This window comes from Paractinoplanes atraurantiacus, assembly GCF_900215205.1.
GTDB lineage: Bacteria > Actinomycetota > Actinomycetes > Mycobacteriales > Micromonosporaceae > Actinoplanes > Actinoplanes atraurantiacus.
On the sequence record NZ_OBDY01000012.1, the window covers coordinates 31504 to 56819 of the forward strand.

Annotated in this window: 22 protein-coding genes; 15 read left to right on the forward strand and 7 right to left on the reverse strand. The window is 70.7% G+C overall.

The window, feature by feature from the left end:
• Window positions 1-9: 9 nt before the first annotated feature.
• Together CRP55_RS25425 and CRP55_RS25430 are read right to left on the reverse strand one after the other, a co-directional pair.
• Window positions 10-402 (reverse strand): hypothetical protein, encoded by a 393-nt coding sequence (locus tag CRP55_RS25425; RefSeq protein WP_143234878.1) that lies wholly within the window; start codon window positions 400-402, stop codon window positions 10-12.
• A 275-nt stretch (window positions 403-677) separates the two neighbouring features.
• Complete coding sequence (locus tag CRP55_RS25430) at window positions 678-1322, reverse strand: GNAT family N-acetyltransferase (protein ID WP_097322654.1); 645 nt, start codon at window positions 1320-1322, stop codon at window positions 678-680.
• 103 nt (window positions 1323-1425) lie between these two features.
• On the opposite strand from CRP55_RS25430, the gene CRP55_RS25435 reads away from it, so the two are divergent.
• From CRP55_RS25435 to CRP55_RS25455, 5 genes are read left to right on the forward strand one after another with little or no spacing between them, the layout of a single operon-like run.
• On the forward strand, window positions 1426-2340 hold the full coding sequence (locus tag CRP55_RS25435; RefSeq protein WP_097322655.1) for an ABC transporter ATP-binding protein: 915 nt from the start codon (window positions 1426-1428) through the stop codon (window positions 2338-2340).
• Entirely contained in the window at window positions 2333-3199 is an 867-nt protein-coding gene (locus tag CRP55_RS25440) for an ABC transporter permease (RefSeq protein WP_097322656.1), read from the forward strand. Before CRP55_RS25435 ends, CRP55_RS25440 begins: the two co-directional genes overlap by 8 nt.
• Entirely contained in the window at window positions 3196-4107 is a 912-nt protein-coding gene (locus CRP55_RS25445; RefSeq protein WP_097322657.1) for an ABC transporter ATP-binding protein, read from the forward strand. Before CRP55_RS25440 ends, CRP55_RS25445 begins: the two co-directional genes overlap by 4 nt.
• Window positions 4107-4817, forward strand: coding sequence for an ABC transporter permease subunit (locus CRP55_RS25450; RefSeq protein WP_097322658.1), 711 nt, complete (start codon window positions 4107-4109; stop codon window positions 4815-4817). The genes CRP55_RS25445 and CRP55_RS25450 overlap by 1 nt, the downstream gene beginning before the upstream one ends.
• Window positions 4818-4872: 55 nt before the next feature.
• Window positions 4873-5415, forward strand: coding sequence for a DUF4352 domain-containing protein (locus tag CRP55_RS25455; RefSeq protein ID WP_179855334.1), 543 nt, complete (start codon window positions 4873-4875; stop codon window positions 5413-5415).
• Here CRP55_RS25455 and CRP55_RS25460 read toward each other — a convergent pair.
• Window positions 5408-7546, reverse strand: a complete 2139-nt coding sequence (locus CRP55_RS25460; RefSeq protein ID WP_097322660.1) for an MMPL family transporter — start codon at window positions 7544-7546, stop codon at window positions 5408-5410. The two genes, CRP55_RS25455 and CRP55_RS25460, sit on opposite strands and share 8 nt — an antisense overlap.
• A gap of 176 nt (window positions 7547-7722) precedes the next feature.
• On the opposite strand from CRP55_RS25460, the gene CRP55_RS25465 reads away from it, so the two are divergent.
• Entirely contained in the window at window positions 7723-8880 is a 1158-nt protein-coding gene (locus tag CRP55_RS25465; protein WP_097322661.1) for a sensor histidine kinase, read from the forward strand.
• Window positions 8855-9532 carry a response regulator gene (locus CRP55_RS25470; RefSeq protein WP_097322662.1) on the forward strand — a complete coding sequence of 226 codons (678 nt, stop codon included), beginning with the start codon at window positions 8855-8857 and terminating at the stop codon, window positions 9530-9532. The genes CRP55_RS25465 and CRP55_RS25470 overlap by 26 nt, the downstream gene beginning before the upstream one ends.
• On the opposite strand, the gene CRP55_RS25475 is transcribed toward CRP55_RS25470, so the two are convergent.
• The 3 genes from CRP55_RS25475 to CRP55_RS25485 form a co-directional block, all read right to left on the reverse strand.
• On the reverse strand, window positions 9529-11241 hold the full coding sequence (locus tag CRP55_RS25475) for an MOSC and FAD-binding oxidoreductase domain-containing protein (protein ID WP_097322663.1): 1713 nt from the start codon (window positions 11239-11241) through the stop codon (window positions 9529-9531). The genes CRP55_RS25470 and CRP55_RS25475 overlap by 4 nt on opposite strands.
• Window positions 11242-12000: 759 nt before the next feature.
• Complete coding sequence (locus tag CRP55_RS25480; RefSeq protein ID WP_097322664.1) at window positions 12001-12858, reverse strand: hypothetical protein; 858 nt, start codon at window positions 12856-12858, stop codon at window positions 12001-12003.
• Between the two features lie 9 nt (window positions 12859-12867).
• The gene (locus CRP55_RS25485; RefSeq protein ID WP_097322665.1) at window positions 12868-14190 is read right to left on the reverse strand and encodes a glycoside hydrolase family 26 protein; all 1323 of its coding nucleotides are present in this window, start codon (window positions 14188-14190) and stop codon (window positions 12868-12870) included.
• 146 nt (window positions 14191-14336) lie between these two features.
• Between CRP55_RS25485 and cysC the strand changes: the two genes are divergently transcribed.
• From cysC to CRP55_RS25525, 8 genes are all read left to right on the forward strand, one after another.
• On the forward strand, window positions 14337-15842 hold the full coding sequence (gene cysC, locus CRP55_RS25490) for an adenylyl-sulfate kinase (protein ID WP_097322666.1): 1506 nt from the start codon (window positions 14337-14339) through the stop codon (window positions 15840-15842).
• 94 nt (window positions 15843-15936) lie between these two features.
• Window positions 15937-17682 (forward strand): Wzz/FepE/Etk N-terminal domain-containing protein, encoded by a 1746-nt coding sequence (locus tag CRP55_RS25495; RefSeq protein WP_097322667.1) that lies wholly within the window; start codon window positions 15937-15939, stop codon window positions 17680-17682.
• Window positions 17679-19046 carry a hypothetical protein gene (locus CRP55_RS25500; protein WP_097322668.1) on the forward strand — a complete coding sequence of 456 codons (1368 nt, stop codon included), beginning with the start codon at window positions 17679-17681 and terminating at the stop codon, window positions 19044-19046. Before CRP55_RS25495 ends, CRP55_RS25500 begins: the two co-directional genes overlap by 4 nt.
• Window positions 19043-20272 carry a hypothetical protein gene (locus CRP55_RS25505; protein ID WP_097322669.1) on the forward strand — a complete coding sequence of 410 codons (1230 nt, stop codon included), beginning with the start codon at window positions 19043-19045 and terminating at the stop codon, window positions 20270-20272. Before CRP55_RS25500 ends, CRP55_RS25505 begins: the two co-directional genes overlap by 4 nt.
• A 2-nt stretch (window positions 20273-20274) precedes the next feature.
• The gene (locus CRP55_RS25510; protein ID WP_097322670.1) at window positions 20275-21153 is read left to right on the forward strand and encodes a sulfotransferase; all 879 of its coding nucleotides are present in this window, start codon (window positions 20275-20277) and stop codon (window positions 21151-21153) included.
• Window positions 21150-22685: a lipopolysaccharide biosynthesis protein gene (locus CRP55_RS25515; protein WP_245923369.1), complete on the forward strand. Its 1536-nt coding sequence runs from the start codon at window positions 21150-21152 to the stop codon at window positions 22683-22685. Before CRP55_RS25510 ends, CRP55_RS25515 begins: the two co-directional genes overlap by 4 nt.
• The gene (locus CRP55_RS25520) at window positions 22682-23416 is read left to right on the forward strand and encodes a methyltransferase domain-containing protein (protein WP_097322671.1); all 735 of its coding nucleotides are present in this window, start codon (window positions 22682-22684) and stop codon (window positions 23414-23416) included. The genes CRP55_RS25515 and CRP55_RS25520 overlap by 4 nt, the downstream gene beginning before the upstream one ends.
• Window positions 23409-24407, forward strand: a complete 999-nt coding sequence (locus CRP55_RS25525; RefSeq protein ID WP_097322672.1) for a glycosyl hydrolase — start codon at window positions 23409-23411, stop codon at window positions 24405-24407. Before CRP55_RS25520 ends, CRP55_RS25525 begins: the two co-directional genes overlap by 8 nt.
• On the opposite strand, the gene CRP55_RS25530 is transcribed toward CRP55_RS25525, so the two are convergent.
• On the reverse strand, window positions 24397-24771 hold the full coding sequence (locus CRP55_RS25530; RefSeq protein WP_097322673.1) for a VOC family protein: 375 nt from the start codon (window positions 24769-24771) through the stop codon (window positions 24397-24399). The two genes, CRP55_RS25525 and CRP55_RS25530, sit on opposite strands and share 11 nt — an antisense overlap.
• Window positions 24772-25316: the final 545 nt, after the last annotated feature.

Consider the following 25316-nt stretch of genomic DNA (forward strand, 5'->3'; position numbering starts at 1 on the left):
TCCCCGCCCTCACCGACCAGCGGGCTGATCCCGGGTCAAGGTGTTGTACTCGATGTGGAACGCCGGGTTGGATCCCCCACCGAAACCACACTTGATCCACACGCCGTCGCCGGCGGGCTCACGCTCGGCCGTCGTGTCCACGGTCATACCGGTCGCCACCGCCTGCTCGCCGGTGTTGGCGGTCAGCACGATCTGCTGGGCGAGATCCGGGAAGTAGATCTCCGGCTGGGCTCGCAGCCAGTCCCACCAGTCGTTGCACGGCTCGTTCGTCGACGTGTAGCGCGGCGGCTTCACCTGCAGGAGTTTCGACGCCGGCCCCTTGAAACAGACGTAGCTGACGGACTCGTGGTCCGCCTCGACGTTCACGAGCGACGGCCCGGCCCCCTCATTCTGGCTCTCCAAGAACGCCGCGATTCCAAGACCTGAACTACGCTTCCTGCCGTGAGTTGGAAGGCCAAGCTGCTGAGCGCGTCCTGGCGGTCGTGAACGGTATTGGCCAGGCCAACAACGGCAGCTTCCGCCCGGCGGCTCTGGTCGGCCGATTTCAAGATGGTGACAGCAACCAGCATCATGTCGTCCTCGCCGGCTCGGCAGAGGCACGCGGCGTGATCCGGACGTCGCCGAGGCACTTCAGATCATGGGTAAGACCGGCGCTTCTAGGTTGCAGTAGTCGCTTTTCATAGGCCGAGGACGGGCTTGCACTCCTCGACGCCGGTGAGGGTTATGTCGGGGCGGCGGTGGGGGAGCCAGTCGGCTCGGGGCAGGCGCCAGCGCTGGAGTTCGGCGGGGGCGCCTTTGCGGGTGGCCCAGTCGGAGCCGTTTCGGGTGTAGCCGAGGGACTCGGAGACCCGGTTGGAGGCGTGGTTGTCGGTGAAGGCGTCGCTTGCGGCCTCTCGGGCGCCGAAACCCTCGAAGGCCAAGTGCAGGATCGCCGCCCGGGACTCCTTGCCCAGGCCGCGGCCGCGGGCGGCGGGGGCCAGCCACGAGAACGTCGTCACCGTGCCCAGGGCGGCGAAGTCGCGGCCGACCATGTCCTGCATGCCCAAGGGCTCGCCGTCGGCGACGATGACGAAGTACAGGCGCCAGAAGTCCTCGCTGACCTTGGAGCGGCCCGACCAGATCCGGCGGAGCCAGTTCCACTCGCGGGCGGGACTTTCGTCGTACAGCGACATCGGATCGTCGAACGGCAAGGGGGCGCCCTCGGTGACCACGCCCGCCCGGACCACCGGGACCAGTTGTTCCAGCAGGTCGTCGGTGGCGGCGGCGAGGGTCAGCCGCGGGGTGTGTACGGCCAGGTTCAGCGGTGGATACGTGGACGGCACCGGCGCACCGTACCTCAACCTGAGAGTGAGCTGAGAGACCCTGTAGGTGCTCTCAGGGTTCCACCGGATCCGCGTGGGTGCGCAGGCTTCCTAGGCTGAGCCCGTGACCATCATCGCGACACAGTCATTGACGAAGACGTACGGGGGCGGGGTGACCGCCCTCGGCGATCTCACCGTCGACGTCGAGGCGGGCGTGATCGGGCTGGTCGGCGCCAACGGCGCCGGGAAGAGCACGTTCATCAAGATCATGCTGGGGCTCATCGCGCCCACGAGCGGCAGCGTGCGGGTGTTCGACCTCGATCCGGTCGTGCAGACCGATCAGGTGCGGGCGCGGGTCGGCTACATGCCGGAGAACGACTGCCTGCCGCCGGACGTGTCCGCGGCCGAGTTCGTCACCCACCTGGGCCGGCTCAGCGGGCTGCCGAAGACGGCCGCGCGGGAGCGTGCCTCCGAGACGCTGCGGCACGTCGGGCTCTACGAGGAGCGCTACCGGCAGATCGGCGGCTACTCGACCGGCATGAAGCAGCGGGTCAAGCTGGCCCAGGCGCTCGTGCACGATCCCGACCTTCTCCTGCTCGACGAGCCGACAAACGGCCTCGACCCGGCCGGCCGGGACGCCATGCTCGCCCTGGTGCACCGGATCGGCACCGAGTTCGGCATCTCGGTCGTCGTCTGCTCCCACCTGCTCGGCGAGGTGGAGCGCATCTGTGACTCGCTCATCGCGATCGAGGCCGGCCGGCTGCTGCGGGCCGACCGCATCTCGGCGATGACGGCCGCCTCCGATGTGCTCGCGGTCGAGGTCTCCGAGGGTACGGACGAGCTGTTCGACGCCCTGACGCGGTTGCAGCTCACCGTCACCCGTGAGGGGCGGCAGCTGCTCGTGCCGCTCGAGTCGGAGAGCTCGTACGACGAGATCCTGCGGGCCGTCGCCGAGCTCGACCTGCCGCTGCACCGCCTGGACCAGCGACGCCACCGGGTGGCCGAGCTCTTCACCACGAAGGAGACCGCCGATGTCTGACGCCGGCGTCATTCACGACATCGGATATCAGCGGTACGAGGGCCCCCGTCTGGGCCGCGCCGCGGTGTTCGGCGCGCTCTACCAGCACGGGCTGCGGGCTTCGTTCGGGCTCGGCCGCTCGATCAAGGCCAAGATCTTCCCGTGGCTGGTGGTCGGCATCGTGCTGCTGGTCGCGGTCATCAACGCGGCCGCGCGGGCGCAGTTCGACGTGATCCTGTTCGACTACTTCGAGTTCGACGACACGATGAGCTGGCTGATCATCTTCTTCGTGGCGATCGTGGCGCCGGAGCTGATGTCGCGGGACATGCGCGCCGGTGTCCTGCCGCTCTATTTCAGCCGGCCGCTGCGGGCCTCCGATTATGTGGGGGCCAAGGTCGCCTCGCTCATCACCGCGGTGTTCCTGCTGCTGGGCGTGCCGCAGTTCATCATGTTCCTGACCGCCGCGTTCACCCTCGACGGTGGGATCAGCAAGGTGTGGGAGGAGTTCTACGGCGCGCTGCTGCCCGGCTGGGCGTACAGCCTGCTCTGGGCCGTGCTCTTCGCCTCGATCAGCCTGCTGGTCGCCTCGCTGACCGGCAAGCGGGCGTTCGCGGCCGGCGGCATCGTCGCCTTCTTCCTGATGACCGCCCCGGTGGTCGCCGTGCTGACCATCCTGCCCTCGGAGACCGCGCAGGACCTGGCCGGTCTGGCCAGCCCCATGTCGCTGATCAGCGGCGTGCAGATCTGGCTGCGCGACGGCGTCGATCTCGGGCTGGACGTGGGCCGCTTCGGCCCGATCTACGGCATCGAGGCGTTCTGCCTGGTCGCCGCCGCCCTGCTGCTGTTGCTGGCCCGCTACCGGAAGGTTGCTGCGCTGTGAGCGTCGTCGAGCTTCAGAACGTCTCCCGCTGGTACGGCAACGTGGTCGCGGTCAACGACATCAGCATGACCCTGCAGCCGGGCGTGACCGGCCTGCTCGGGCCGAACGGCGCCGGCAAGACCACGGTGCTGCACATGATGGCCGGCTTCCTGGCCCCCTCGAAGGGCGCCGTCTCCATCGACGGGGCGCCGACCTGGCGTAACCCGTCCATCTACGGCACGCTCGGCCTGGTCGCCGAGCGGGAGGCCGTGCACGGCTTCCTCACCGCCCGCGAGTTCGTGGTGGCCTGCGCCAAGATGCAGAAGCTGAGCGACCCGGCCGGCGCCGCCAAGCGCGCGCTGGAGCTGGTCGAGATGACCGGCGCCCAGGACCGCCGGATCGACACCTTCTCCAAAGGCATGCGCCAGCGCACCCGGGTCGCCGCCGCTCTCGTCCACGAGCCGCAGGTGCTGCTGCTGGACGAGCCGTTCAACGGCATGGACCCGCGCCAGCGCATGCACATGATGGAGCTGCTGCACTCGCTCGGCGACCGGGGCCACACGATCCTGTTCAGCTCGCACATTTTGGAAGAGGTCGAGCAGCTCTCCGGCCTGGTCCAGGTGATCGTCGCGGGCCGGCTGGCCGCGTCCGGCGACTACCGGCGGATCCGCCGGCTGATGACGAACCGCCCGCACGTGTTCGCCGTGCAGAGCTCCGACGACCGCAAGCTGGCGGTCGCGCTGATCGGCGAGAAATCGGTCAGCGGCGTGGAGATCGAGGCGAGCGGGCTGACCGTGCGCGCCTCCGACTACGGCAGCTTCACCCGCGCGCTGCCGCGCATCGCCCTCGGCGAGGGCATCCGGCTGCGCAAGTTGCTGCCGTCCGACGAGTCGCTGGAGAGCGTCTTCTCCTACCTGCTGGAGGCATGATGTCCACGGTCGCCTACATCACCGCCCGCGGCCTGTTCGGCCGCCGCCGGGCGCTGCTCCTGCTGCCGCTTCCGCTGCTGCTGGTCGGTCTCGCGCTGATCTGCAAGGCGTACGACGTCAGCCCGTCGGACTGGGGTCAGCCGGTCGTGGTCGGTCTCGGCCTGGCCGTCGTGCTTCCGGTGACGGCATTGATCGTCGGTACGGGCGTTCTCGGCTCCGAGGTCGACGACGGCACCATCATCCACATCCTGACCAAGCCGCTGCCGCGCCGCGACATCATCCTGGCCAAGCTGCTGGTGGCGTCCGGGGTGACCGCGCTGACCGCCGCGATCCCGCTGTTCGTGGTGGGCGCGCTGGCCGAGTCGGTGAACTTCGGATTCGCTCTGGTGATCGGCGCGGTGGCCGGTGCGCTCGCCTACTCGGCGCTGTTCCTGCTGCTGAGCCTGCTGACCCGGCGCCCGGTGCTGGTCGGTCTGGCGTACATCCTGGTCTGGGAAGGTCTTCTGGGCCGTTTCATCAGCGGCACCCGGGTGCTCTCGATCGAGCAGTACGTCATCGGCATCGCCGACAAGATCGCGCCGAGCGGCGTGCTCGACGGCAAGGTGTCGCTGCCGGTGGCCGTCGTGATGAGCGCGATCTTCCTGATCGGCGGCACGCTCTACGCGATCAACCGCCTGGGCTCCTTCAGCATGGCGGGCGAGACGAGCTGAAGTATGGCTGAACGGGCCACTGCGGACCGTGACGGTCATCGTTTGGATGTGTTGCGTGATCGCTCCCGCGCAAGCACCCGCAAAGTCGCGATGGCCGCGGATCCTCGGTGGTTTCGTCGTCCTCGCCGTCGTCGCGGCCGCCGCGCTCTTGGCCTACGCCAAGTGGCGTGAGCGCGACGACGGCGAGGTCCTCACCACCGAGGGCGGCCAGCTCAACATCGCTGTGGTCGACGGCCGGTTCATCTTCCGGGTGACGGCCGTGCGCTGCCGGGTCGGCTCGGTCGGCGACGGCTCGGTCGACCTCGAGCCCAAGGGCTCCTACTGCCTGGTCGACATCGTCGCCCGCAACGGCTCCTCCAAGCCGGTCGGTTTCGACACCACGGCCCAGAAGGGCTACGACGCCGACGGCGCCGAATACTCCACCGACATGCAGGCCGAGGTCATCGCCAACCCCGACCGGAACTTCGTCAACCCGATCGCCCCGAGCTCGGAGGCGAAGGGGACCCTCGTCTTCGACCTGCCCAAGGGCGGGACCTTGGCGTCGGTGGTGCTGCACGAGTCGTTCCACACCATCGGCGCCAAGGTCGCTCTCACTTAGCGGCGCCCACCAGTTCCGGGGTCTCCTCGCGAGCAGCCAACTTCTCGCCCTCGATGTCGACGTTGGGCAGGGCCCGGTCGAGCCAGCGCGGCAGCCACCAGGCCGACCGGCCGAGCAGGGACAGCACGGCGGGCACGATCGTCATCCGTACGAGGAAGGCGTCGACCGCGACGCCGAAGGCGAGCGCGAAACCGAGCGACTTGATGATCGCGTCGTCGGCCAGGATGAAACCGGCGAAGACGCTGATCATGATGAGGGCCGCGGCCGTCACCACCCGGGCGCCGTGCTTCACGCCGGAGACGACCGCCTCGTCCGGTGCGGCGCCGTGCACGAACTCCTCGCGGGCCCGGGTCACCAGGAAGACCTCGTAGTCCATGGCCAGGCCGAACAGCACGCCGATCAGGAAGATCGGCATGAGGCTGATGATCGGCCCGGTGCTGTCGAGCCCGAGCAGCCCGGACAGCCAGCCCCACTGGAAGACCGCGACCACCGCGCCGAACGTGGCCGCCACCGAGAGCAGGAAGCCCAGCGTGGCCTTGATCGGCACCGCGATACTGCGGAAGACCACCATCAGGAGCAGAATCGCCAGACCCACGACCACGGCCAGGTACGGGATGAGCGCCTCATCCAGCTTCTCCGACACGTCGATGTTGATGGCCGTGGTGCCGGTGACCGCCAGCGTCGCCCCGGCCACCGAGTGGCTCCGGATGGCCGTGACCAGGTCCTGGGTGGCCTCGCTGCTCGGCCCGCTGCCCGGGATCACGGTCAGCAGGGCGGTGTCGCCGGCCTTGTTGACGGTCGCCGGGGTCACCGCGACGACGTCGTCCAGACCGCCGATCACCTTCGTGGCCTGCTGGGCGGCGTTGGCGGCCTGACCGGCGGGCGCCTCGACCACGATGATCAGCGGACCGTTGAAGCCGGCCCCGAAGCCCTCGGCGAGCTGGTCGTACGCCTTGCGCTGGGTCGAGTCGACGGCCGCGGTGCTGTCGTCGGGCAGGGCCAGCCGCAGGCTCGTGGCCGGAATGGCGATCACGGCCAGCACGCCGGCCGCCATCAGCAGGGCGGGCACCCGGCGGCGCACCACGAGCCGGGCCCAGCGCTCGCCCAGCGCCATGCCGGTGACGACCCGCCGGCGCTTCTTGGCCAGGATCTTGTCGCCGGCGAAGCCGAGCAGGGCCGGCAGCAGCGTCAGGTTGATCAGCACGGCGACCGCGACGGTGCCCGCGGCGGCCAGGCCCATGCTGGTGAGGAAACCGATGCCGACCACCGAGAGCGCGGCCAGCGCGATGATCACGGTGAGGCCGGCGAAGACGACAGCCGAGCCGGCGGTGCCGAGCGCGCGACCGGCGGCTTCTTCCTTCTCGCGGCCCTCGGCCAGCTCGTGCCGGTAGCGGGAGACCACGAACAGCGCGTAGTCGATGCCGACGGCCAGGCCGAGCATCGTGGCCAGGGCCGAGGTCGAGCCGCTGAGGTCGAAGAAGCCGGTGGCGATCTGGATGCCGAGCATGCCCACGCCGACGCTGAGCAGGGCGGTGAGCAGCGGCAGCCCGGCCGCGACGAGGGCGCCGAAGGTGATGACCAGGACCACCGCGGCCACCACCACGCCGATCGCCTCGGTCGCCCCGCCGGCCTCGGCGGCCTGGGTGGCGGTGCCGCCGTACTCGACCTCGACGCCCGCCGACTCGGCGGAGTTCCCGGCCGCGTAGAGGGCCTCCCGGTCGTGCTCGGTCACGTCGCCGGCGCTGACCTTGTAGGTGACGGTCGTGTACGCGGTCTGCTTGTCGGCCGAGACCGTCGGCTCGGCGACCGCGGCCACGTCGGGCGCGCCGCGCAGCGCGGTCACCGCCCGCTTCAGGGCCGCCTGCTGGTCGGTGTCGGTCAGCTTGGTGGCCCCGTCGACGGTGAAGACGACCTGGGCCGAGGCGGTGTCCCCGCCGCCGCCCATCTTCTCCTTGATGACGTCCAGGGCGCGGGACGACTCCGTACCGGGAATGGAGAACGCATTGCTCGTCGGCCCGGACAGCGTGGCCGCGCCGACGCCGAGGAGGGCGAACAGCAACAGCCACATGACGGTCACCCGGCGGCGCCGCCGGAACGAGAACCGGCCGAGCCGGTAGAGGAGAGTCGCCACCTGAGATGCCCTCCGAGAGGTAGAAGAAGTGACCTCTTCACGGTCCCGGGAAGCGGCGGAAATAGCGTCGTCCGAGCGCGGTCGGCCCGTACTGCGGCCGCGGTATTCCGGCCGCCCGGTGGCTACTACGCGGAGACGACGCCGGGGCGGGACAGCTGCGCCTACCGTCGAGGGTGATGATGACCAAGGTCGAGGCGTGGGCCCGCCGGCGCCAGTCCCTGCTGTGGGATCTGCTGATCGCCGTCATGCTCGGCTGGGCCACGATCAAGCTCGAGGAGGCGCAGGGCCAGCGGCGCTACGTCGTGCTCACCACGATCGCCGTCCTGGCGGTCTTCGCCCGCCGCCGGTGGCCGCTGCCGACCCTCGCGGTGGTCACCGTGGCCACTCTGGTGACCATCGCCATCAAGGCACCCTCGGGCGGTCTTCTCCTGGCCGCCGGCGTGGTCATGTACGCCGTGCCGTTCCGGCCGCGCGAGTACGCCTGCGCGGTGTCCGCGGCGATCTTCGTGACCGGGCTGATCGCCGACACCCACAGCTGGTGGAACATCCAGTCCCTGGCCGCCTTCTCGTGGATCTTCGGCGGCGCCGGCCTCGGGCTGGGCGTGCGCTCCCGCCGGGCGTACATCCTCGAAGTGACCGAAAGGGCCCGCCAAGCGGAACAGACCCGCGAGGAGGAGGCCCGGCGGCGCGTGATGGACGAGCGGTTGCGCATCGCGCGCGAGCTGCACGACGTGGTGGCCCACCACATCGCGGTGATCAGCGTGCAGGCCGGCGCGGCCGGTCACGTGCTGCAGAAGCATCCCGAGCAGGTCTGGCCGGTGCTCGGGCACATCCGCGACGCGGCCGACACCGTGCTCCGCGAGATCCAGTCGGTGATCGGCGTGCTCCGCGACCCCGACGAGGTCGACAGCACGGAGCCGACCTCCGGCCTGGACCGGCTGCCGGACCTGCTGAGCGGTCTGGGCGCGGCGGGTTTCCGCGTACGCCTTCTTCAGAACGGCTCGCCACAGGAGCTGCCCGCGATGACGGACCTCGCCGCGTACCGGATCGTGCAGGAGGCGCTGACCAACGCCCATCGGTACGGCGACGGGACAGCCCATCTGGACATCTCGTACGAAGCGGAGGCGATCACCCTCGACGTCACCAACACGATCGTCCCGTACCGGGTGAACACCCGCTCGGGCTCCGGTTTCGGCCAGATCGGCATGCGGGAACGGGCCGCGGCCGCCCACGGGACTTTGACCACCGGGCCGGACGGCGACGGGCGCTACCGCGTCCACGCCGTGCTGCCTCTGAAAGGACACACCGGTGACCATCCGCGTGCTGCTTGCTGACGACCAGGCGCTGATCCGCGCCGGCTTCAAGATGATCCTCGACGCCGAGGACGGTCTGGAGGTCGCGGGTGAGGCCTCCGACGGCGAGGAGGCGGTCGCGCTGGCCCGCTCGGCCCGCGTCGACGTGGTGCTGATGGACATCCGGATGCCGCACATGGACGGGCTCGAGGCGACGCGGCGCATCTGCGCCGACGACCATTTGGCGGGTGTACGGGTCCTGGTGCTCACCACGTTCGAGAACGACGACAACGTGGTGCTCGCCCTGCAGGCCGGCGCCAGCGGCTTCCTCGGCAAGAACGTGGCGCCGGCCGACCTGGTCAACGCGATCCGCGTCGTGGCCGGTGGCGAGGCCCTGCTCTCCCCGCGCGCCACCCAGGGCCTGGTCGGCCGCTTCCTCGACCAGCTGCGCCCGCCACCGGCGCAGGCGCTGGCCGCCCTCGACGTCCTCACCGACCGCGAACGCGAGATCCTCGTCCTGGTCGCCCACGGACTGTCCAACGAGGACATCGCGACCCGCCTCTACGTCTCCCCGCTGACCGCCAAGACCCACATCAACCGCGCGATGGCCAAACTGGGCGCCCGCGACCGCGCCCAGCTGGTCGTCCTGGCCTACCAGAGCGGCCTGGTCCGGCCGGGCGACCCCCTGCCCTAGAGATCGAGGACGACGTCGCCGCGCGGGCGGGCGGAGCAGATCAGGACGTTTCCCTCGGCCGGTGGGTCGACCGGGTCGGTGGTGTAGGTGACCTCGCCGGAGAGCAGGCCCGACTCGCAGTTGTGGCAGACGCCGACGCGGCACGACCAGCGGACCGGGACGTCGCAGGCCTCGGCCAGGTCGAGCAGGCTGGTCTCGCCGTCGGGCCAGGGGACGGTCAGGTCGCTGCGCACGAACGACACCGACGGGCCGGTGCCCTTTTTTCCGTCCGGTTGGTGCGGTGGCCGGGCCGGTGGGGCGCTGATGCCGGGGGTCAGGGCGGCCCGCGCTCCGAAGACCTCGGTGTGGACCCGGCCGGCCGGGAAGGCGGCGGCGACGGCCTCCTCCATGGCGGTGGGGCCGCACAGGTAGACGTCGGCGTCGTCCGGAAGGTCGAGCGTGCGCAGCAGGCCGGCCGACAGGTGCCCGGCGACGTCGTAGTCCGTGTCCTGCGGCCGGGGGCGGCTGTAACAGACGTACGACCGGGCCTGGGGTAGTTGCCGGAGAAGCTCCTCGGCCTCGGCCGCGAACGGGCGCTCGCCGCCGTCGCGGGCGGCCTGCACCCACCAGATCCTCCGCGTGGAGCGCTGCTCGGCGAGGGCGTGCAGCATGGCCAGCACCGGCGTCGCGCCGACACCGCCGCTGATCAGCACGACCGGCGAGGTGCCCGGCGCCAGCACGAACGAACCGCGCGGCGCGGCGACATCCACCAAGTCGCCGGCGCGGACATGCGTGTGCAGATATTCGCTGCCCACCCCGTGCGGCTCGCGCTTGACGCTGATCCGGTACGCGGCGTCGCCCGGCCGCCCGGAGAGCGAGTAGCTGCGGACGAGGCCGTCCCGCAGGCGTACCGTCAAGAACTGCCCTGCAAGTGCGGCCGGCAAAGGGATCCCGTCCGGATCGGCCAGCCGCACCGACGTGATCGTGCTGCTCTCCCGCTCGACCGCGGTCACCCGCAAAGCCCGGAATCCACCCCAGGCGGGCGGCGGCGCGGCGTCGACCAGCCCGGCGTTGCCGCTCGCCGAGTCAGGCTGGTCGAGCATCGCCCGGAACGACCCCTGCCAGCCCGGGCTGAGCGCCGGAATCCGCAGCGCCCGCTCGATCCGCTCCCGGTCATGACCCGGCAGATAGAGCAGACCATCCACCTCGGACACGGTGAGGCCCTCCGGCCCGTCAGCGACCTTGACGATCTCGTCGCCGGCCGTCACCTCGCCCTCTTCGAGCACCCGGAAGTAGAACCCCGGCCGCCGATGCTGGACGAGCAGCGCCGGCATCCGCGGGTCGTCCATCCGGATGCCGACCCGATAGCAGGTCACCCGAGGCTGCGTGACCTCGAACAGCGCCGCCCCGATCCGGTAGCGGTCCCCGACGCAGACCTCGTCGTCGGCCAGCCCGTCGACCGTGAAGTTCTCGCCGAACTGCCCAAATTCAAAATCGTCACGACCGAGGAACTTCTGCCAATAGACGTACGACTCGAGCTGGTACACGAACACAGCGCGCTGCTCACCGCCGTGCCCGCCGAGATCCCCCTGCCCGTCCCCGTCCAGGTTGAGCCGCCGCGCCATCACGGCCCCTTCGACGGGCGCCTTCCAGATGCCCGTATAGACGGTCCGCCCGCGCCACTCGACATCCTTGGGCAGCCCGACGTTGACCGACCGCAACATCGCCATCCCCACATCTTGCGACTGTCTTCAGGAGGTGGAGCCGCGGTGGTGACGCCGATCACTCCCGTCCGCGGGCCTCATGTGTGCGGATCCCCGGACCGTGGGGTCGGCGCCGTCCGGCGTCCGGAGGCGGTCGGTCGGCAGAAAGCCCGGCAGCGCGAACCGCTCCGCGTGTTCGGCCTCGGACAGCACGAATGTGCCGTCGCGAAGATGCGGCTGTCAGCCGTGCTTCAAGGCGTAGTCGATGGTCGCTCGAACGTCGGCGACGCGGGATAGGCACCGTCGGCGGCGTTGCACCCCACGGCGACGCGTGGCCGGAACGCCCCTTATTGTCCGCCTGGGCGATGCCGCCGACGCGATCGCGGCGCTTCCTCCCGGCCTGAGCGTCGAGCAGCGGGCGGCTTTCCTCGGCGTGCTGAAGGACGTGTTGCGGGAGGCCTCACCGGCGGACCGCGACGCGGTGGCGACCGGCTTCTTCGAGGCGCTGCTGCACAAGGGGCGACTCAGACTTCGACCTGCGGCAGGCATGGGACCTGCTCGGCCGCGAGACACGCGCTTACTGCCTGGCCTGGTTCCGACTCCCAGTCGATCAGGGAGATCGTCACGGTCCAGCGGCCCGGTGGCAGCGGGACCCGCACGCCCTCGGTCGGGTCTGCCTCGACATGTCGAAGGAGCCGGGCGCCCACAACGCGCCCACAGCCACGTCGGTGACCATCAGTCCGGAGATTTCCATCGGGGCGCGGTCTACGGGCGCGGTGGCGAGCTTCAGGGGGTGGCCCGGGCTCGGATGATCAAGGCTATCCCGAACAGGGCGGGTAGCAGCATCACCTGTGGGAGCAAGGCGATCAGGCCGTGGCCGGTCAGGTGCCAGGCGGTCCACAGGCCGATGGTGGTGGCTGCGGCGATGACGGTCAGGCCGATGGCGGTGTCCCGGGTGGCGGGGCGTGGGGTGGGGGCCGGCAGCGGGCGGTCGGGCTCGGCGGCGATGCCGGCGATCAGGCGGCGGTAGGCCTCCGGGGTGCCGATCTTGGGGCGTTCCGCGGGGTGGGCCGCGTAGAAGCGGAGGGCGGCCGCCACGAACGCGGCGGAGGTCTTGTCGAAGATCAGGGTGTCGTGGTTGGCGGGGCGGCCGGTTGTCTCGGGCTCTTCGAGAAACGCAACCGTGATCTCGCCGTCGAGGTCGTTGCGGGGCTGGGTCTCCGCCAAGGCCGACCACGGGTAGAAGAGCGTGCCGGCCAGCTTGTCCGCCCGTACACCTGTGGGGGTGAAAGTCACGCCCGTGCCGTGCCAGAGGCCGTACCCGTAAAACGGCAGTGGCGTGAGTGTGGCGATCAGAAGGACCACCCACGCCGTCCGGTCGGGCCCGGCGAGACCGAGGCCGAGCGACAGGCAGGCCGCGATCAGCGCGAAGTGGGCCAGGCCGGCCAGGATCAGCGCGGGGCCGCGGGGTGTCGTGAAGCCGGGCATCGACGGCGTGCGGGGGCGTTCGGCCAGGTACCAGGCCAGCAAGGTCAGGGCGACCGCCGCGGCGAGCAGGAGGGCGCCGCGGTGGGCCAGGGCCAGGATGACGAGAACCGCCGCGCCTCCGACGAGAGTGGCGCGGCGGTGCCGGACGATGAGCACGGGTGGAGGCTAGCGGCGCGGGGTGACGGCAACCTGAAAGATGGGCAAACGGCCGAGCTTGCGGTACGCGTCGAGCGCGGCCGGTGTGCTGTCCACCGAGGAGTCCTGACCTTTTTGGTTGCTCGGGGTCTCGAACTGCACCATCGCCTTGATCCGCGGGAACTTGCGGATGTCGTCGCCCATCCGGCGGTAGAAGTCGGCCTTGTAGCGGGTGTTCCGCTTCGACGACCAGACGCCCCACTCGGCCAGCATGAGCGGTTTGTTGGGGTGGCGGGCCACCGCCCAGCTGTAGAAGCCGGGCCAGGCACGCTTGCCTTCGAGGCGGCGGTTGAGGATCTCGGCGAAGTCGCCGTGGCCGTATCCGGGGTCGCTGTAGGCGTACGTGTCGAAGCCGATCCAGTCGACCACGTCGTCGCCCGGGTACATGTGGTTGAACCAGCTCTTCTGGGCGTGCGGCACGTACGCCATGTGCACGAGCACGGTGACGATGTTGTCGGCACCCTTGGCCCGCAGTCGCTTCACCACGTGGCGGTACATGGCGGCGTAGTCGCGGGCGGTGTAGCCGGAGCCGGCCCTCTCGCGGACGTCGTTCTCACCCTCGTGGTGGACGGCGAAGAAGAACTGCTCGGGAAAATTCTTCTTGATGTGTACGGCGAGCCGGTCGATGAACGCGTCGGTGCGGCGGTCGCCCTTCGCGATCTTGGCCCAGGACGCGGACTCCGGCTTCCAGTTGAGGAACAGGATGCGCTTGTTCCCCGGCTGGTGCGCGATCGCGATCTCCTGTTCGGTGGGGAACAGTTGCCGCGTGCCGCCGTGGTAGGCGTGGTAGATCGCCTGGTGGCGGCCGGTCTTGCGCTCGAAGCGGGAGAGGGCGGAGGCGCCGCGGCTCTCGGTGTGGGCGCCGGGAGCCACGCCCCAGAGGACGCCGCAGGTCGGCACCAGGTTGTGTCCGGTGTAGCAGCGTCCCCCGCGACGCTGCTGCTGTTGTTGCTGCGGCTGGGTGATGGCGGCGGCGAAGCCGGGCGCGGCGATGTTGGCGATCCGCGGGGCCGGGGCGGGCGCCAGGACCGAAGCAGCGGCGGCGGTGGCCGACGTGGCCGCGGCCGAAGGAGCGGCCGACGACGGCGCGCGGAAGACCGGCGGCACGACACCCGGCTCGGCCGTTTCCGGAGCTTCGGGCGGCGACATGGCCGGCACGGAGACGGTCGGATCGCTGAGCGAAAGTCCGATCTGGTCGGCGCCGCCGGTCCACGCCCAGGCGAGCGTGGCCGCGACCGAAAGTGCGAATGCCGTGGGTATCGCGGCGAACTGAACAAGCCTTCGTCGACTCACGATCAGCCAGTATTGAGGCTTAAGTCCGTTTTGTCTAATACCCGACGGGAAAAGGTGGAGGGGACACCGATCTCGACCACGATCACGCGGGCTGCCAAACTGTCCCCTTAGTCGGCCCGCAGGGGGATACGGAAGTGAATGGTTCGATGCTGCCCGAGGACGTGCTGCGCGACGCCCCGTCGTACACGCCGCACCCGCACGAGCTGGCGGACCTCGAACTTCTGCTCTCCGGCGCCTATGCGCCGCTCACCGGTTTCCTCGGCCGTGCCGATCTGCACGCGCTGCGCCGCCGCGGCCGCCTGGCCGACGGCACGCCGTGGCCGGTGCCGGTCACATTGGAGGTTCCCGAGGAGATCGCCGGCCGGCTGAACCTCGAGGACCCGCTGCACCGCACGGTCATCCTCACCGACCCCGAGGGCGCCCCGGTGGCCGCGCTCGAAGTCAGCGACGTCTGGCCGTCGCGGGAGCGCGAGTGGGGCGTCGGCGGCCGCGTGACCCGCATGGGCGACGGCGGCCACGGACCCTTCCAGCGGCTTCGGCGTACGCCCGAGGAGGTCCGCGCCCTGCTCCCACCCGGCCGGGTCCTCGGCGTGATCGCCGACCGGCCGCTGCACCGCCCGCAGCTCGCCCAGATCTCGCACGCCGCCCGCACGCTCGGCGCCCACCTGCTGATCCTGATCCCGGTGATCGGGCCCGGCCCGGACGGGCTGCCGCCCGAGGCGCTGGTCCGCACGATCTTCGCCGCCCGCGACCGGATGCCCCCGGCCACGATCGTCGCCGTGCCGCTGCTGCCGCGCGGTGACGAGCTGCGCGACGCCCTGCTGCGGGCCCGCGTGGCCGGGGCGTACGGCGTGAGCCACGTGCTCTCCACTGGCGACATGCTCACCGGCGGCAACCTGCGGGTGCTGGTGCCGCGCGAGCTGGCCTACGACAACCGGGACGGCCAGTGGCGCTGGCGCGACGACATCCCGCCGCGCAACCGCCGCCTCGCGATGACCCCGGCCGAGATCGACGACCTGCTCGACCGCGGCTTCCCGCTGCCCGAGTGGCACACTCCCCCGGCCGTGGCCAAGGAGCTCGTGCGGGTGCGGCCACCGCGCCGGCACCGCGGCCTGGTCGTCTTCTTCACCGGCTTCTCCGGCTCGGGCAAGTCGACCATCGCGCGCGGCCTGGCCGACACGCTGCGAGAGAGCGGCGACCGCACGATCACCCTGCTCGACGGCGACGTGGTGCGCCGCGAGCTCTCGGCCGGTCTGGGCTTCAGCAAGGCCGACCGCGACCGCAACGTGCGCCGCATCGGCTGGGTCGCGGCCGAGGTCGGCCGCCATCGGGGCATGGCCGTGGCCTGCCCGATCGCGCCGTACGAGAACGCCCGCGCGGCGGTGCGGGCGATGGCCGTCGAGGCCGGCGCCGGCTTCGTGCTGGTGCACGTCAACACGCCGCTGGAGGTCTGCGAGCAGCGCGACCGCAAGGGCCTGTACGCCCGGGCCCGGGCCGGTCAGCTGCGCGGCATGACCGGCATCGACGACCCGTACGAGGAGCCGGCCGACGCCGAGCTGACCATCGACACGACGACCATGTCGGTGGCCGAGGCCATCGAGATCGTCATCGCCTACTTGGTCGAAAGCGGCTGGGTGGAGCCGAAAATGTAAGGCACCCATCACGTCGGCGGGAGTGAGGCGTTGAGCCCTTGGGGGCGAAACGCCCAAAAGATCCTCACTCCACCCCCGAAAGGGCCGCCAACCGATGGAAGCGTCACGCCCCGCGGATGTCTCGCACTATCTCGGTGTCTTCCGCCGGCACTGGTGGATCGCGCTGATCGCGACTGGCGCCGGTCTGGGTGCGGGTGCGGGCCTGACCTCGGCCATGCCCAAGGTCTACCAGTCGTCGACGGCCGTGCTCGTGCAGGCCGTCGACCAGGACACCAACGCGCAGGGTGGCCGCACCAAGGGCTCGGTCAACCTCGACACCGAGGCTCAGCTGGTCGGCTCGGGCGCGGTCGCCACCAAGGCGGCGGCGCTGCTGCGCAGTGACCGCTCGCCGATCGAGCTGGCCAAGGACGTCTCGGTCGAGGTGCCGGCCAACACGACCGTCCTGATGATCACGTTCAAGGCGGACTCGCCGGAGGGCGCGCAGTCGGGCTCGCACGCGTTCGCCGAGGCCTATCTGCGCAACCGCGAGGAGACCGCGCAGAACGGCCTCGACCAGCAGATCAAGACCCTCACCGCGAAGATCAAGCAGCTCACCACGACGCTGACCGGCATCAACGCCCGGCTGGCCCGGGCCACCCGGGGCAGCTCGGACGAGAGCAACCTGCAGAGCCTGCGGCAGAACTCGCAGAACCAGCTCAACGGCATGACCGGCAAGCTGAACGAGCTCACCACGACCACCGTCGGCGCGGGCAGCATCATCAGCGACGCCCGCCTGCCGGAGCAGCCGGTCAGCCCGAACGCGATGATCAACATCGCCACCGGCGGCATGCTGGGCCTGCTGTTCGGCCTCGCCCTCGCCTTCGTCCGGGAGCGGTACGACCGGCGGCTGCGCTCGGCGGCCGACGTGCGCGACCGCGGCCGGATGAACGTGCTGGCCGCGCTCGACGAGCGGACCACGCCGCACTTCGACGACGTCCTGCAGCCGTACGGCGCCGGCGGCCGGGTCTTCAACCGGCTCCGCAACGAGGTGCTGGCGACCCTGCCGCCCGAGGCCCGGACGATCGTGGTGACCGGCGCCAGCCGCGGCTCGGCCAGCACCCTGGTCGCCGCGAACCTGGCCGCCGCCCTGGCTCGCACCGGCAGCGACGTCGTGCTGATCGGCGCCCACCTGCCGGACAGCGTCGTCGACGCCGCCCCGCTGGCCCGGATGCTGGGCGTCTCGGCCGTGCCCGGCCTCTCCGACCTGCTGGCCGGCCGGGTCGGCCTGACCCGGGTGCTCCAGCGCTGCCCGCGCATTCCGTCGCTGCGGGTGATCACCACCGGCGGCGCCGCCACCGCGGCCGGTCTGATGCAGTCGCAGCGGCTCCGGGACACCCTGGAGACGCTGCGCGGGCAGGGCGGCTATGTGGTCATCGAGGCCCCGTCGACCGCGAGCAGCGCCGACGCGCAGAGCCTGGCCAGCCTGGCCGACGCCGCGATCCTCGCGGTCGAGCTGCGCCGGGCCCGCCGCCCCGCCCTGATCGACGCGGCCGAGCAGTTGCAGCGCGTCGGCACGCCGCTGCTGGGCGCCGTCGTGCTCCCGCATCTGACCAACCTGCGTACGGCCGAGGCAGCCGCACCCGTCGTGACCCTGACGCCCGCGCCGGCGTCGTCGGAGGGCCCCCGGCCCGACGAGACGGCCGTGCTCACCGCGCCCCAGCGCTTCCCGACCAACACGGTGTCGTCGGCCGAGAAGGCAGCGCTGCGCCAGCGCGACGCCAACCACGCGGACGAGATCACCGCGGTGATCGACATGTCGGGCAAGATCAAGAACATCGCCAAGGACGGCGACAAGAAGTGACCCAGACGGCCCCCACCCCGGCGCGCGTAGCGGGCGGGGCGGCTCACGGTGCGCCGAAGCGGAGGGATCTGCCGGCCTGGCCGGTGGCGAGCATCCTGGCGTTCTACCCGATCTGGTGGGCGCTCGGCCTCGGCGTTCTGATCTTCGCGCTGATGGCCGTGCCGATGCTGTTCCTGCTGATCCGGCGCCGCGCCGCCGGCCGCCCGCTGCGGCTGCCGCCCGGCTTCGCGTTCTGGGTGATCTTCCTGGCGGCCGTGGTGGTCAGCATCGGCGCGCTCGGCGCGGACCCGGCCGGGACGGTGGCCGAGCACGCGACGGGCCGCCTGCCCGCGGTGGCGTACAAGGCTTTGATGTACGCCTCGCTGACCGTGCTGATGATCTACGCGGGCAACCTGACCGAGGCCGAACTGCCAAAGCGCCGCCTGGTGAAGCTGCTCGGCTGGCTCTTCGTGGTCACCGTGCTGGGCGGGCTGCTCGGCATGGTGGCGGGCACGTTCGAGTTCACCTCGCCGGTCGAGTGGCTGCTGCCGCCGGGCGTGCGCAACAAGGGCTTCGTGCAGTCGCTGGTCCATCCGTACGCGGCGCAGATCATGGACATCGTCGGCGAGGGCCAGCCGCGCCCGGCCGCGCCGTGGGGTTACACGAACACCTGGGGCAACAACTTCTGCCTGCTGGTGGGCTGGCTGATCGTGGCCGCTCGTTCGTCCCGCGCGAAATTCTGGATGATCGTCTGCCTGGCCGTCTCGATCGTGCCGGCCGTCGTCTCGCTCAACCGGGGCCTCTGGATCGGCATCGGCGTGCTGGTGGTCTACGTGGCCGCCCGCTACGTACTGGCCGGCAAGCTCTGGATCATCGGCGCGGTCGCCGTGGCCGGGGCCATGCTCGCGGTCACCCTCGTCGCCACTCCCCTCGGCGACGTGGTCGGGGCCCGGATGGACAACGGCAAGTCCAACGGCGTCCGCTCGTTCCTCATCGACCGCGCCCTGGACGGCTTCACCGGCTCCCCCGTGATCGGATACGGCGGCACCCGCAACACCCTCGGCGGCCGCAACTCGATCACCGTCGGCGAGAGCGCCGGCTGCGAGCGCTGCGGCAACTTCACCGTCGGCGGCAACGGGCAGCTGTGGCAGTTGCTCTACGCACACGGCGCGGTGGGCACGGTGGGTTATCTCGGTTTCTTCGCGTACGGGCTGTGGCGGTTCCGCCGCGACCGCAGCGCGATCGGGGTGGCCGGCAGCGCCGCCATCGTCACCTCGTTCTCGGCGATGCTCTGGTACAACTCGCTCGTCACCCCCCTGGCCTTCACCGTTCTGGCGTTCGCGCTGCTCTGGCGCAATTCATCCGAGGGGGACACGACGACATGAGTCCGGTCAAGACGGCGCCGGCCGAGCTGACCGCGGGCGACGCGGAGCTGCGTACGCGGTACCTGACCGAGGTGCTCGACCTTCTCTACCCACAGCCGTGCCGTACGGACGGTTCGCCGGGCACCCCGATCGCCGAGTACCTCGTGGTCCCCGACGCGCGGCGGCCCCGCCTGCTGGTGCCCTCGATGTCGCGCCGGGTGGCGGCCGCGGCGGTACGCCGGTACGCCGAGCCGCAGTCCCGCGCGGCCCGGCTCAAGCGCGAGGCGGTGGTGGCCGCGGTCCGCACCGGTGCCTCCGGCGTGCTGCTGCGCGACCGGATCCGGGTCACCGGCCCGTACTCGCAATGCATCGACGGCTACCTGAGCGAGGCGCTGGGCCGCGAACTGGCGGTCAGTGTCCACATCGGCCCGGCCCGGGCCAACCGCAAGCCGGTGCTGCAACTGCTCAGCACGGACGGTGACACGTTCGGCTTCGGCAAGCTCGGCACCGGCCCGCTCACCCGGCAACTGGTGCGCGCGGAGTCGGCGGCGCTGACCGCTCTCGGCAACAGCGGCCTGACCAAGCTGACCGTGCCCCGGGTGCTGCACGCGGGCGAGTGGCGCGGGCTTCAGGTGCTGGTGCAGTCGGCGCTGCCGGTGTGGCTGCCGCGGGCGCCGCTGAGCCAGCGGCGCCTGGTCGCCGCGATGCTCGACATCGCCGGCTGCTGCGGATATACGACCGGGACGCTGTCCGGCAGCGCGTACTGGCACGAGCTGCGCGGGCGGCTGGCCGCGGTCAGCGACCGGCCCGAGGGCGTCAGCCTGGCCTCGGCGGCCGAGCTGCTGGTGCGCCGCGGCGGCGACTTCACCTTCCGCTACGGCGCCTGGCACGGCGACTGGGCGCCCTGGAACATGGCCAACCTGGCCGACGGGCTGCTGGTCTGGGACTGGGAGCGGTTCGCGACCGGGGTGCCGCTGGGCTTCGACGCGATCCACCACGAGCTCCAGAAGCGCATCCAATCCACAGGGGACGCCCGCGACGCGGTCGAGGCGACCGTGAAGCGCGCGGGCGAGCTGCTGGCGCCGTTCGGCGTCGTGCCCGAGGGCCGCGAGGTGACCGCGCTGCTCTACCTGGTCGACCTGGCCACCCGATATCTGACCGACCGCCAGGCCGAGGCCGGCGCCCGCCTGGGCGTGCTCGGCACCTGGCTGCTCCCGGTGCTGATCCGCCGGGTCGAGGAGCTGTGAGCATGGACGTACGCAAGATGCCGGCGCCGATGAAGCGCGTGGTGCACCTGGGCTCGCGCTCCTACGGACGGCTCACCGCGCCGGGCCGGATGACGCCGTCGTTCCTGATCTGCGGCGGGCAGCGCTGCGGCACGACGTCGCTGTACCGGGCCATGGCCGAGCACCCCGTCGTGCTCAAGGCCGTGCTGCACAAGGGCGTGCACTACTTCGACACCTCGTACGACCGCGGCATGGGCTGGTACAAGGCCCACTTTCCGCTGACCAGGAGCGCCGACAAGATCTCCGAGAGGTACGGGGTGACGGCGCAGACCTTCGAGTCGAGCCCGTACTACATGTACCACCCGCAGGCGGCGGCCCGGATCGCGCGCGACCTGCCGTACGCCAAGCTGATCGTCCTGGTTCGCGACCCGGTCGAGCGGGCGTACTCGCAGCACCACCACGAGGTGGCCCGCGACTTCGAGCCGGAGCGTGACTTCGGCGCGGCGCTCGCGCTGGAGGCGGCCCGCCTGCACAAGCAGGAGGAGAGGCTGGCCGAGGACCCGGAGTACTACAGCTTCAGTCACCAGCACCACGCCTACCGGGCCCGCGGGGAGTACGCCCGCTATTTGAGCGTGATGGCCCAGCACGTGGGCCGGGAGCGGATCCACGTGGTGGAGAGCGAGCGGTTCTTCAGCGAGCCGGAAGACGTCTACGACGAGGTCTGCGACTTCCTGGGGCTGCCCAACTATCTCGAGCGGCCGCCGTTCGAGCGGCACAACGCGCGGCCGCGCCAGGCCGACATGGATCCGGCGCTGCGGCGCGAGCTCACCGACTACTACCTGCCCCACGACGAGGCCCTCGCGCGGTGGCTGGGGCGCATGCCGATCTGGCGCCGCACGTGACAGCCGTTCTCGATCGCTCGGGGTCCACCAAGGCGGCGGCTCGGGGTGGGCTGGCCAACATGGTGGGGTCGGCCCTGGCCGGCGGCACCGGGGTGGTCGTCACGTGGGTGGTGGCCCGGTCTCTCGGCGCCGAGCAGGCGGGGGCGTTCTTCGCCGCGACGGCCGCGTTCGTGCTGGCCGGCGGGCTGGCCAAGCTGGGCACACAGACCGGGCTGGTCTACTGGCCGGCGCGGCTGCGGGCGACCGGACGGGCCCACCTGCTCGGCGCCTGCCTGCGGGCCGGGCTGGCGCCGGTCGTGGTGGTCTCGATCCTTCTCGCCGCGGCGATGTGGCTGACCGCGCCGGCGATCGCGCGGATCACGGCGCACGACGCGGGGCATGTCGTCGACGCGCACACCGCGGGGCTGCGGGTGCTGGCCGTGTTCCTGCCGTTGCAGGCGCTGACCGACGCGTTGCTCACCGCGACCCGGGGCTACCGGGCGATGCGGCCGACCGTGGTGCTCGACCGGGTGTTGCGCAACCTTCTGCAGGTCGCCCTGGTCGGCGTGGCGACATTGTGTACCGCCGGGTCGTTGCCCGGGTTCGCGCTGGCCTGGGCCGCGCCTTACCTGCCGGTCGCGGTGCTGGCCGCGTACGGCCTCAGAAAGGTCTATCTCGCCGGCAGACCGCCTGGAGTGACCACCCACCGGGCCGAGCGGATCGGCGTGCGCCGGGAGTTCTGGCGCTTCACCGGGCCGCGCGCGCTGGCCAGCGTGGCCCAGCTGGCCCTGCAACGGGTGGACGTGCTGCTGGTGGCGGCGCTGGCCGGTCTGGCGCCGGCCGCCGTCTACGCCGTAGCGGGGCGATTTGTCGTTTTGATTCAGTTCGCCAACCAGGGGATCTCGCAGTCGGTGCAGCCGCGGCTGGCCGAGGCGCTGGCCACCGGCGACCGGCGCGGCGCCAACCACCTCTACCAGACCGCGACCGGCTGGCTCGTGCTCGTCACCTGGCCGATCATCCTGCTGGTCATCCTGTTCGCGCCGCTGTGGCTGCGGCTCTTCGGCGAGCACTACGCGACCGAGGGACGGGTCGTGGTGGTCGTGCTGGCCGGCGCGATGCTGGTCGCCACCGGCTGCGGCATGGTCGACATGGTGCTGGCCATGGCCGGGCGCACCTCCTGGAACCTGGCCAACGTGCTGATCGCGCTGGTCATCACAGTCGGGCTGGACGTGCTGCTCATCCCGCGGCACGGGGCGCTCGGCGCGGCGATCGGGCTGGCCTGCGCGATGGTCGCCAACAACCTGCTGCCGCTGATCCAGGTCGGCCGGTCGGCCGGGCTGCACCCGTTCGGCCGCGGGACGCGGGCGGCGGCACTACTGGCGGTGGTGTGCTTCGGCGTACTGCCATGGGCCGTCACCGCGATCGCCGGAACCGGCGGCACCGGACTGACCCTCGCGGCGCTGGCCGCCGTTCCCGCCTACGCGGGCGGCGCCTGGCTGCTGCGCGCACACCTTGCTCTGGACGCCTTCAAACCTTCGAGGAGGACGAGTTGACCACCGACTACACCAAGGTGTTCCAGGACACCGACGCGGTCGAGAAGTACGAGAACGTCACCTACGCGCCGGACAGCTACGCCTCGCAGATCAACGAGCGGCAGCAGGACTACCTGCGCACGCTGGTGCGGCGCGAGTTCGGCCCGCTGGCGCCGGTGCAGCACGACTTCGCCTGCGGCACCGGGCGGGCCATCCGGATCCTGCACGGGCTGGTTCGCGAGGCGCACGGGTACGACACGTCGGCCGAGATGATGGCGAAGGCGGCCGAGGTCGGGTCGCGGGCCAACTGGCACCAGGTGGCAGCAGACGGGCCGGTGCCGCATCCCGTGCCGGCCGGTTTCCCGGCGATCGTGACGATGTTCCGGTTGTTGCTCAATGTGGACTCTGAGATCAGGGACCGGGCGCTGGCCTTCGCGGCCAAGGCGCTGCCGTCGCGCGACTCGGGGGTGCTCGTGGTGGAGAACCACGGGAACGCGGCATCGGTGCGGCATCTGCGGGCCCGCAAGCATCAGGGGCAGCGGTGGTTCGCGGAGTTGTCGCACGAGGAGGTGTCCTCGTTGTTCGAGCGGCACGGGTTCGAGATCGTCGAGCGGCGGGGCTTCTCGATGATCACGCCGTCGTTGCATGGGAATCCGGTGGCTCGTGCCGTGGACGCTGTCGGACGGCGGATGCCTGGTAGTGACTCGTATGCCGTGAACGTTCTCTACACCGCGCGCCGTGTCCATGCGTAAGGGTTTTCTGATCATTTTCTGCGTCCTTTTTGTCGCCGCCGGCTGTTCTTTTGGGCGCGACAAACCGGACGAAACGCCGCCCGCGCCGCCCGATTTGTCGGCGGCGCCGGCCGCGGTCGCCGTACAGCAAGGGCCCTTCGCGGCCGGACCGGTTCAGGCGCCGCGCCGGGGCGCCCTGGTCGGGGCGTGGATCAAGCCGGATGCGCTGACCCACGTCGGGCGGCTCGCCGCGGTGGACAGCCTGCAGGCCGACCTGGGGCGGCGGCTGAGCATCGTGAACACGTACCGCCGCTTCGAGCAGATGGTCGGCACCCCGTCCGACAAAGAGTTCCTGGCCCGCGGTGCGACGCTCATGGTGAGCTGGGCGACGGGCGACAACAGGTCCATCCTGGACGGTGAGCACGACGAGCTGATCCGCAAGCAGGCCAAGGCCGTACGCAAATTGAAGGTCCCGGTGTTGCTGCGAATGCGCTGGGAGATGGACCGGCCCAACCTGCGGGCGACGATGTGGTCGGGCGCCGACTACATCGCGGCCTGGAAATACGTTCGGAAGATCTTCGACGAGGAGCGGGCGAAGAACGTGTCGTGGGTGTGGTGCCCGACGGCCGAAGGCTTCATCCGGGGCGACGCGCCGGACTTCTACCCGGGCGACGATCAGGTCGACTGGACGTGCGTCGACGTGTACGCCGGCGAGAAGTTCGAGCCGATCGGGCAGCTGATGGGCCCGTTCCTGCAGTGGGCGGCCCAGCGCCCGAAACCCATCGTGATCGGCGAGTTCGGCGTGGCCAAGGCGTGGGGTTCGGCCGGGCGGGCGGACTGGCTGAAGGACGCCGGCCGCACCTTCAAGGCCAACCCGCAGATCAAGGCGATCGCCTACTTCGAGTCCGACCCGGAGGGCAACGGCCCGAACAAGCAGTTCCAGCTGACCGGGGACAAGGCAGCGTTCAAGGCCTTCCACAGGCTGGTTCGCGATCCCTATTTCAACCCGTGATCGCCTCGAGAAACTCGAGCCGGTTCCCGTGATCGTCCTGCGAGTAGAACCGCCGGTGCCCCGGAAAGTGGTGATCCCACTCCACCGGGCGCCCGGCGGTTTCCAGTTTCAGAGCCAAACCTTCAAGCCCATTGACGAGTACGCCCGGGTGAGCCCGCACAGCGGCAGCAAAATCCGCCACGGGACTGACGTGAATCTCCCACCCCCCACCCCGAAACCAGCACCCACCGCGGGCCGCGAGCGCGGGCGGTTTGGCGAACTCTTCCAGCCCAAGCACCCCCGCATAGAAACCACGGGCGACGTCCTCACCCCCGGGCGGGCAGAGGACCTGGATGTGGTGAAGGCGCTCAAACACAAAAGTCATGCGCGCAGACTACCTTGCAAACCGTACGTACGTCTTGCTTTGCTTGTGCCCCTTGAAGGCGATCGCAACCTCGTGCTCGCCACCGGGCGGTAACAACTCGCACCTGTCGCCCAGTCAGACTCAGCCCACCCCCGGGCGGGGGTAAGAACTCGCGTCTTTCGCCCGACCCGCGCCGGGCGGCCGGTCAGACTCAGCGGGCCATGGGGCGGCGGCACGAACTCACGCCCGTCGCCCGACTTGCGCTGGGCGGCCGGTCAGACTCGGCGCGCCACCGAGGCGGTGCGCGACCTTTCGCCAGTCGGCGGCTAGCGCTTTGGCGAACCGCCGGCCGCGCCATTCCTTTTATCGTGGCGCCGAATTTGGCATGATCGTCTTCAATTATCGATGGCTTCGGGGGCGTCATGGCGGGATAATTGGATATGCGATACCAACAGCTTGGACTCTTCACTCGCAAGCAAATGAACAGCATGCGCGATCGGACCCGGGCCCGCAGTTGGTCGCCCGAGATGGATGCTTTCCGCCGGGAGCACGAGCGCCACCGCGCA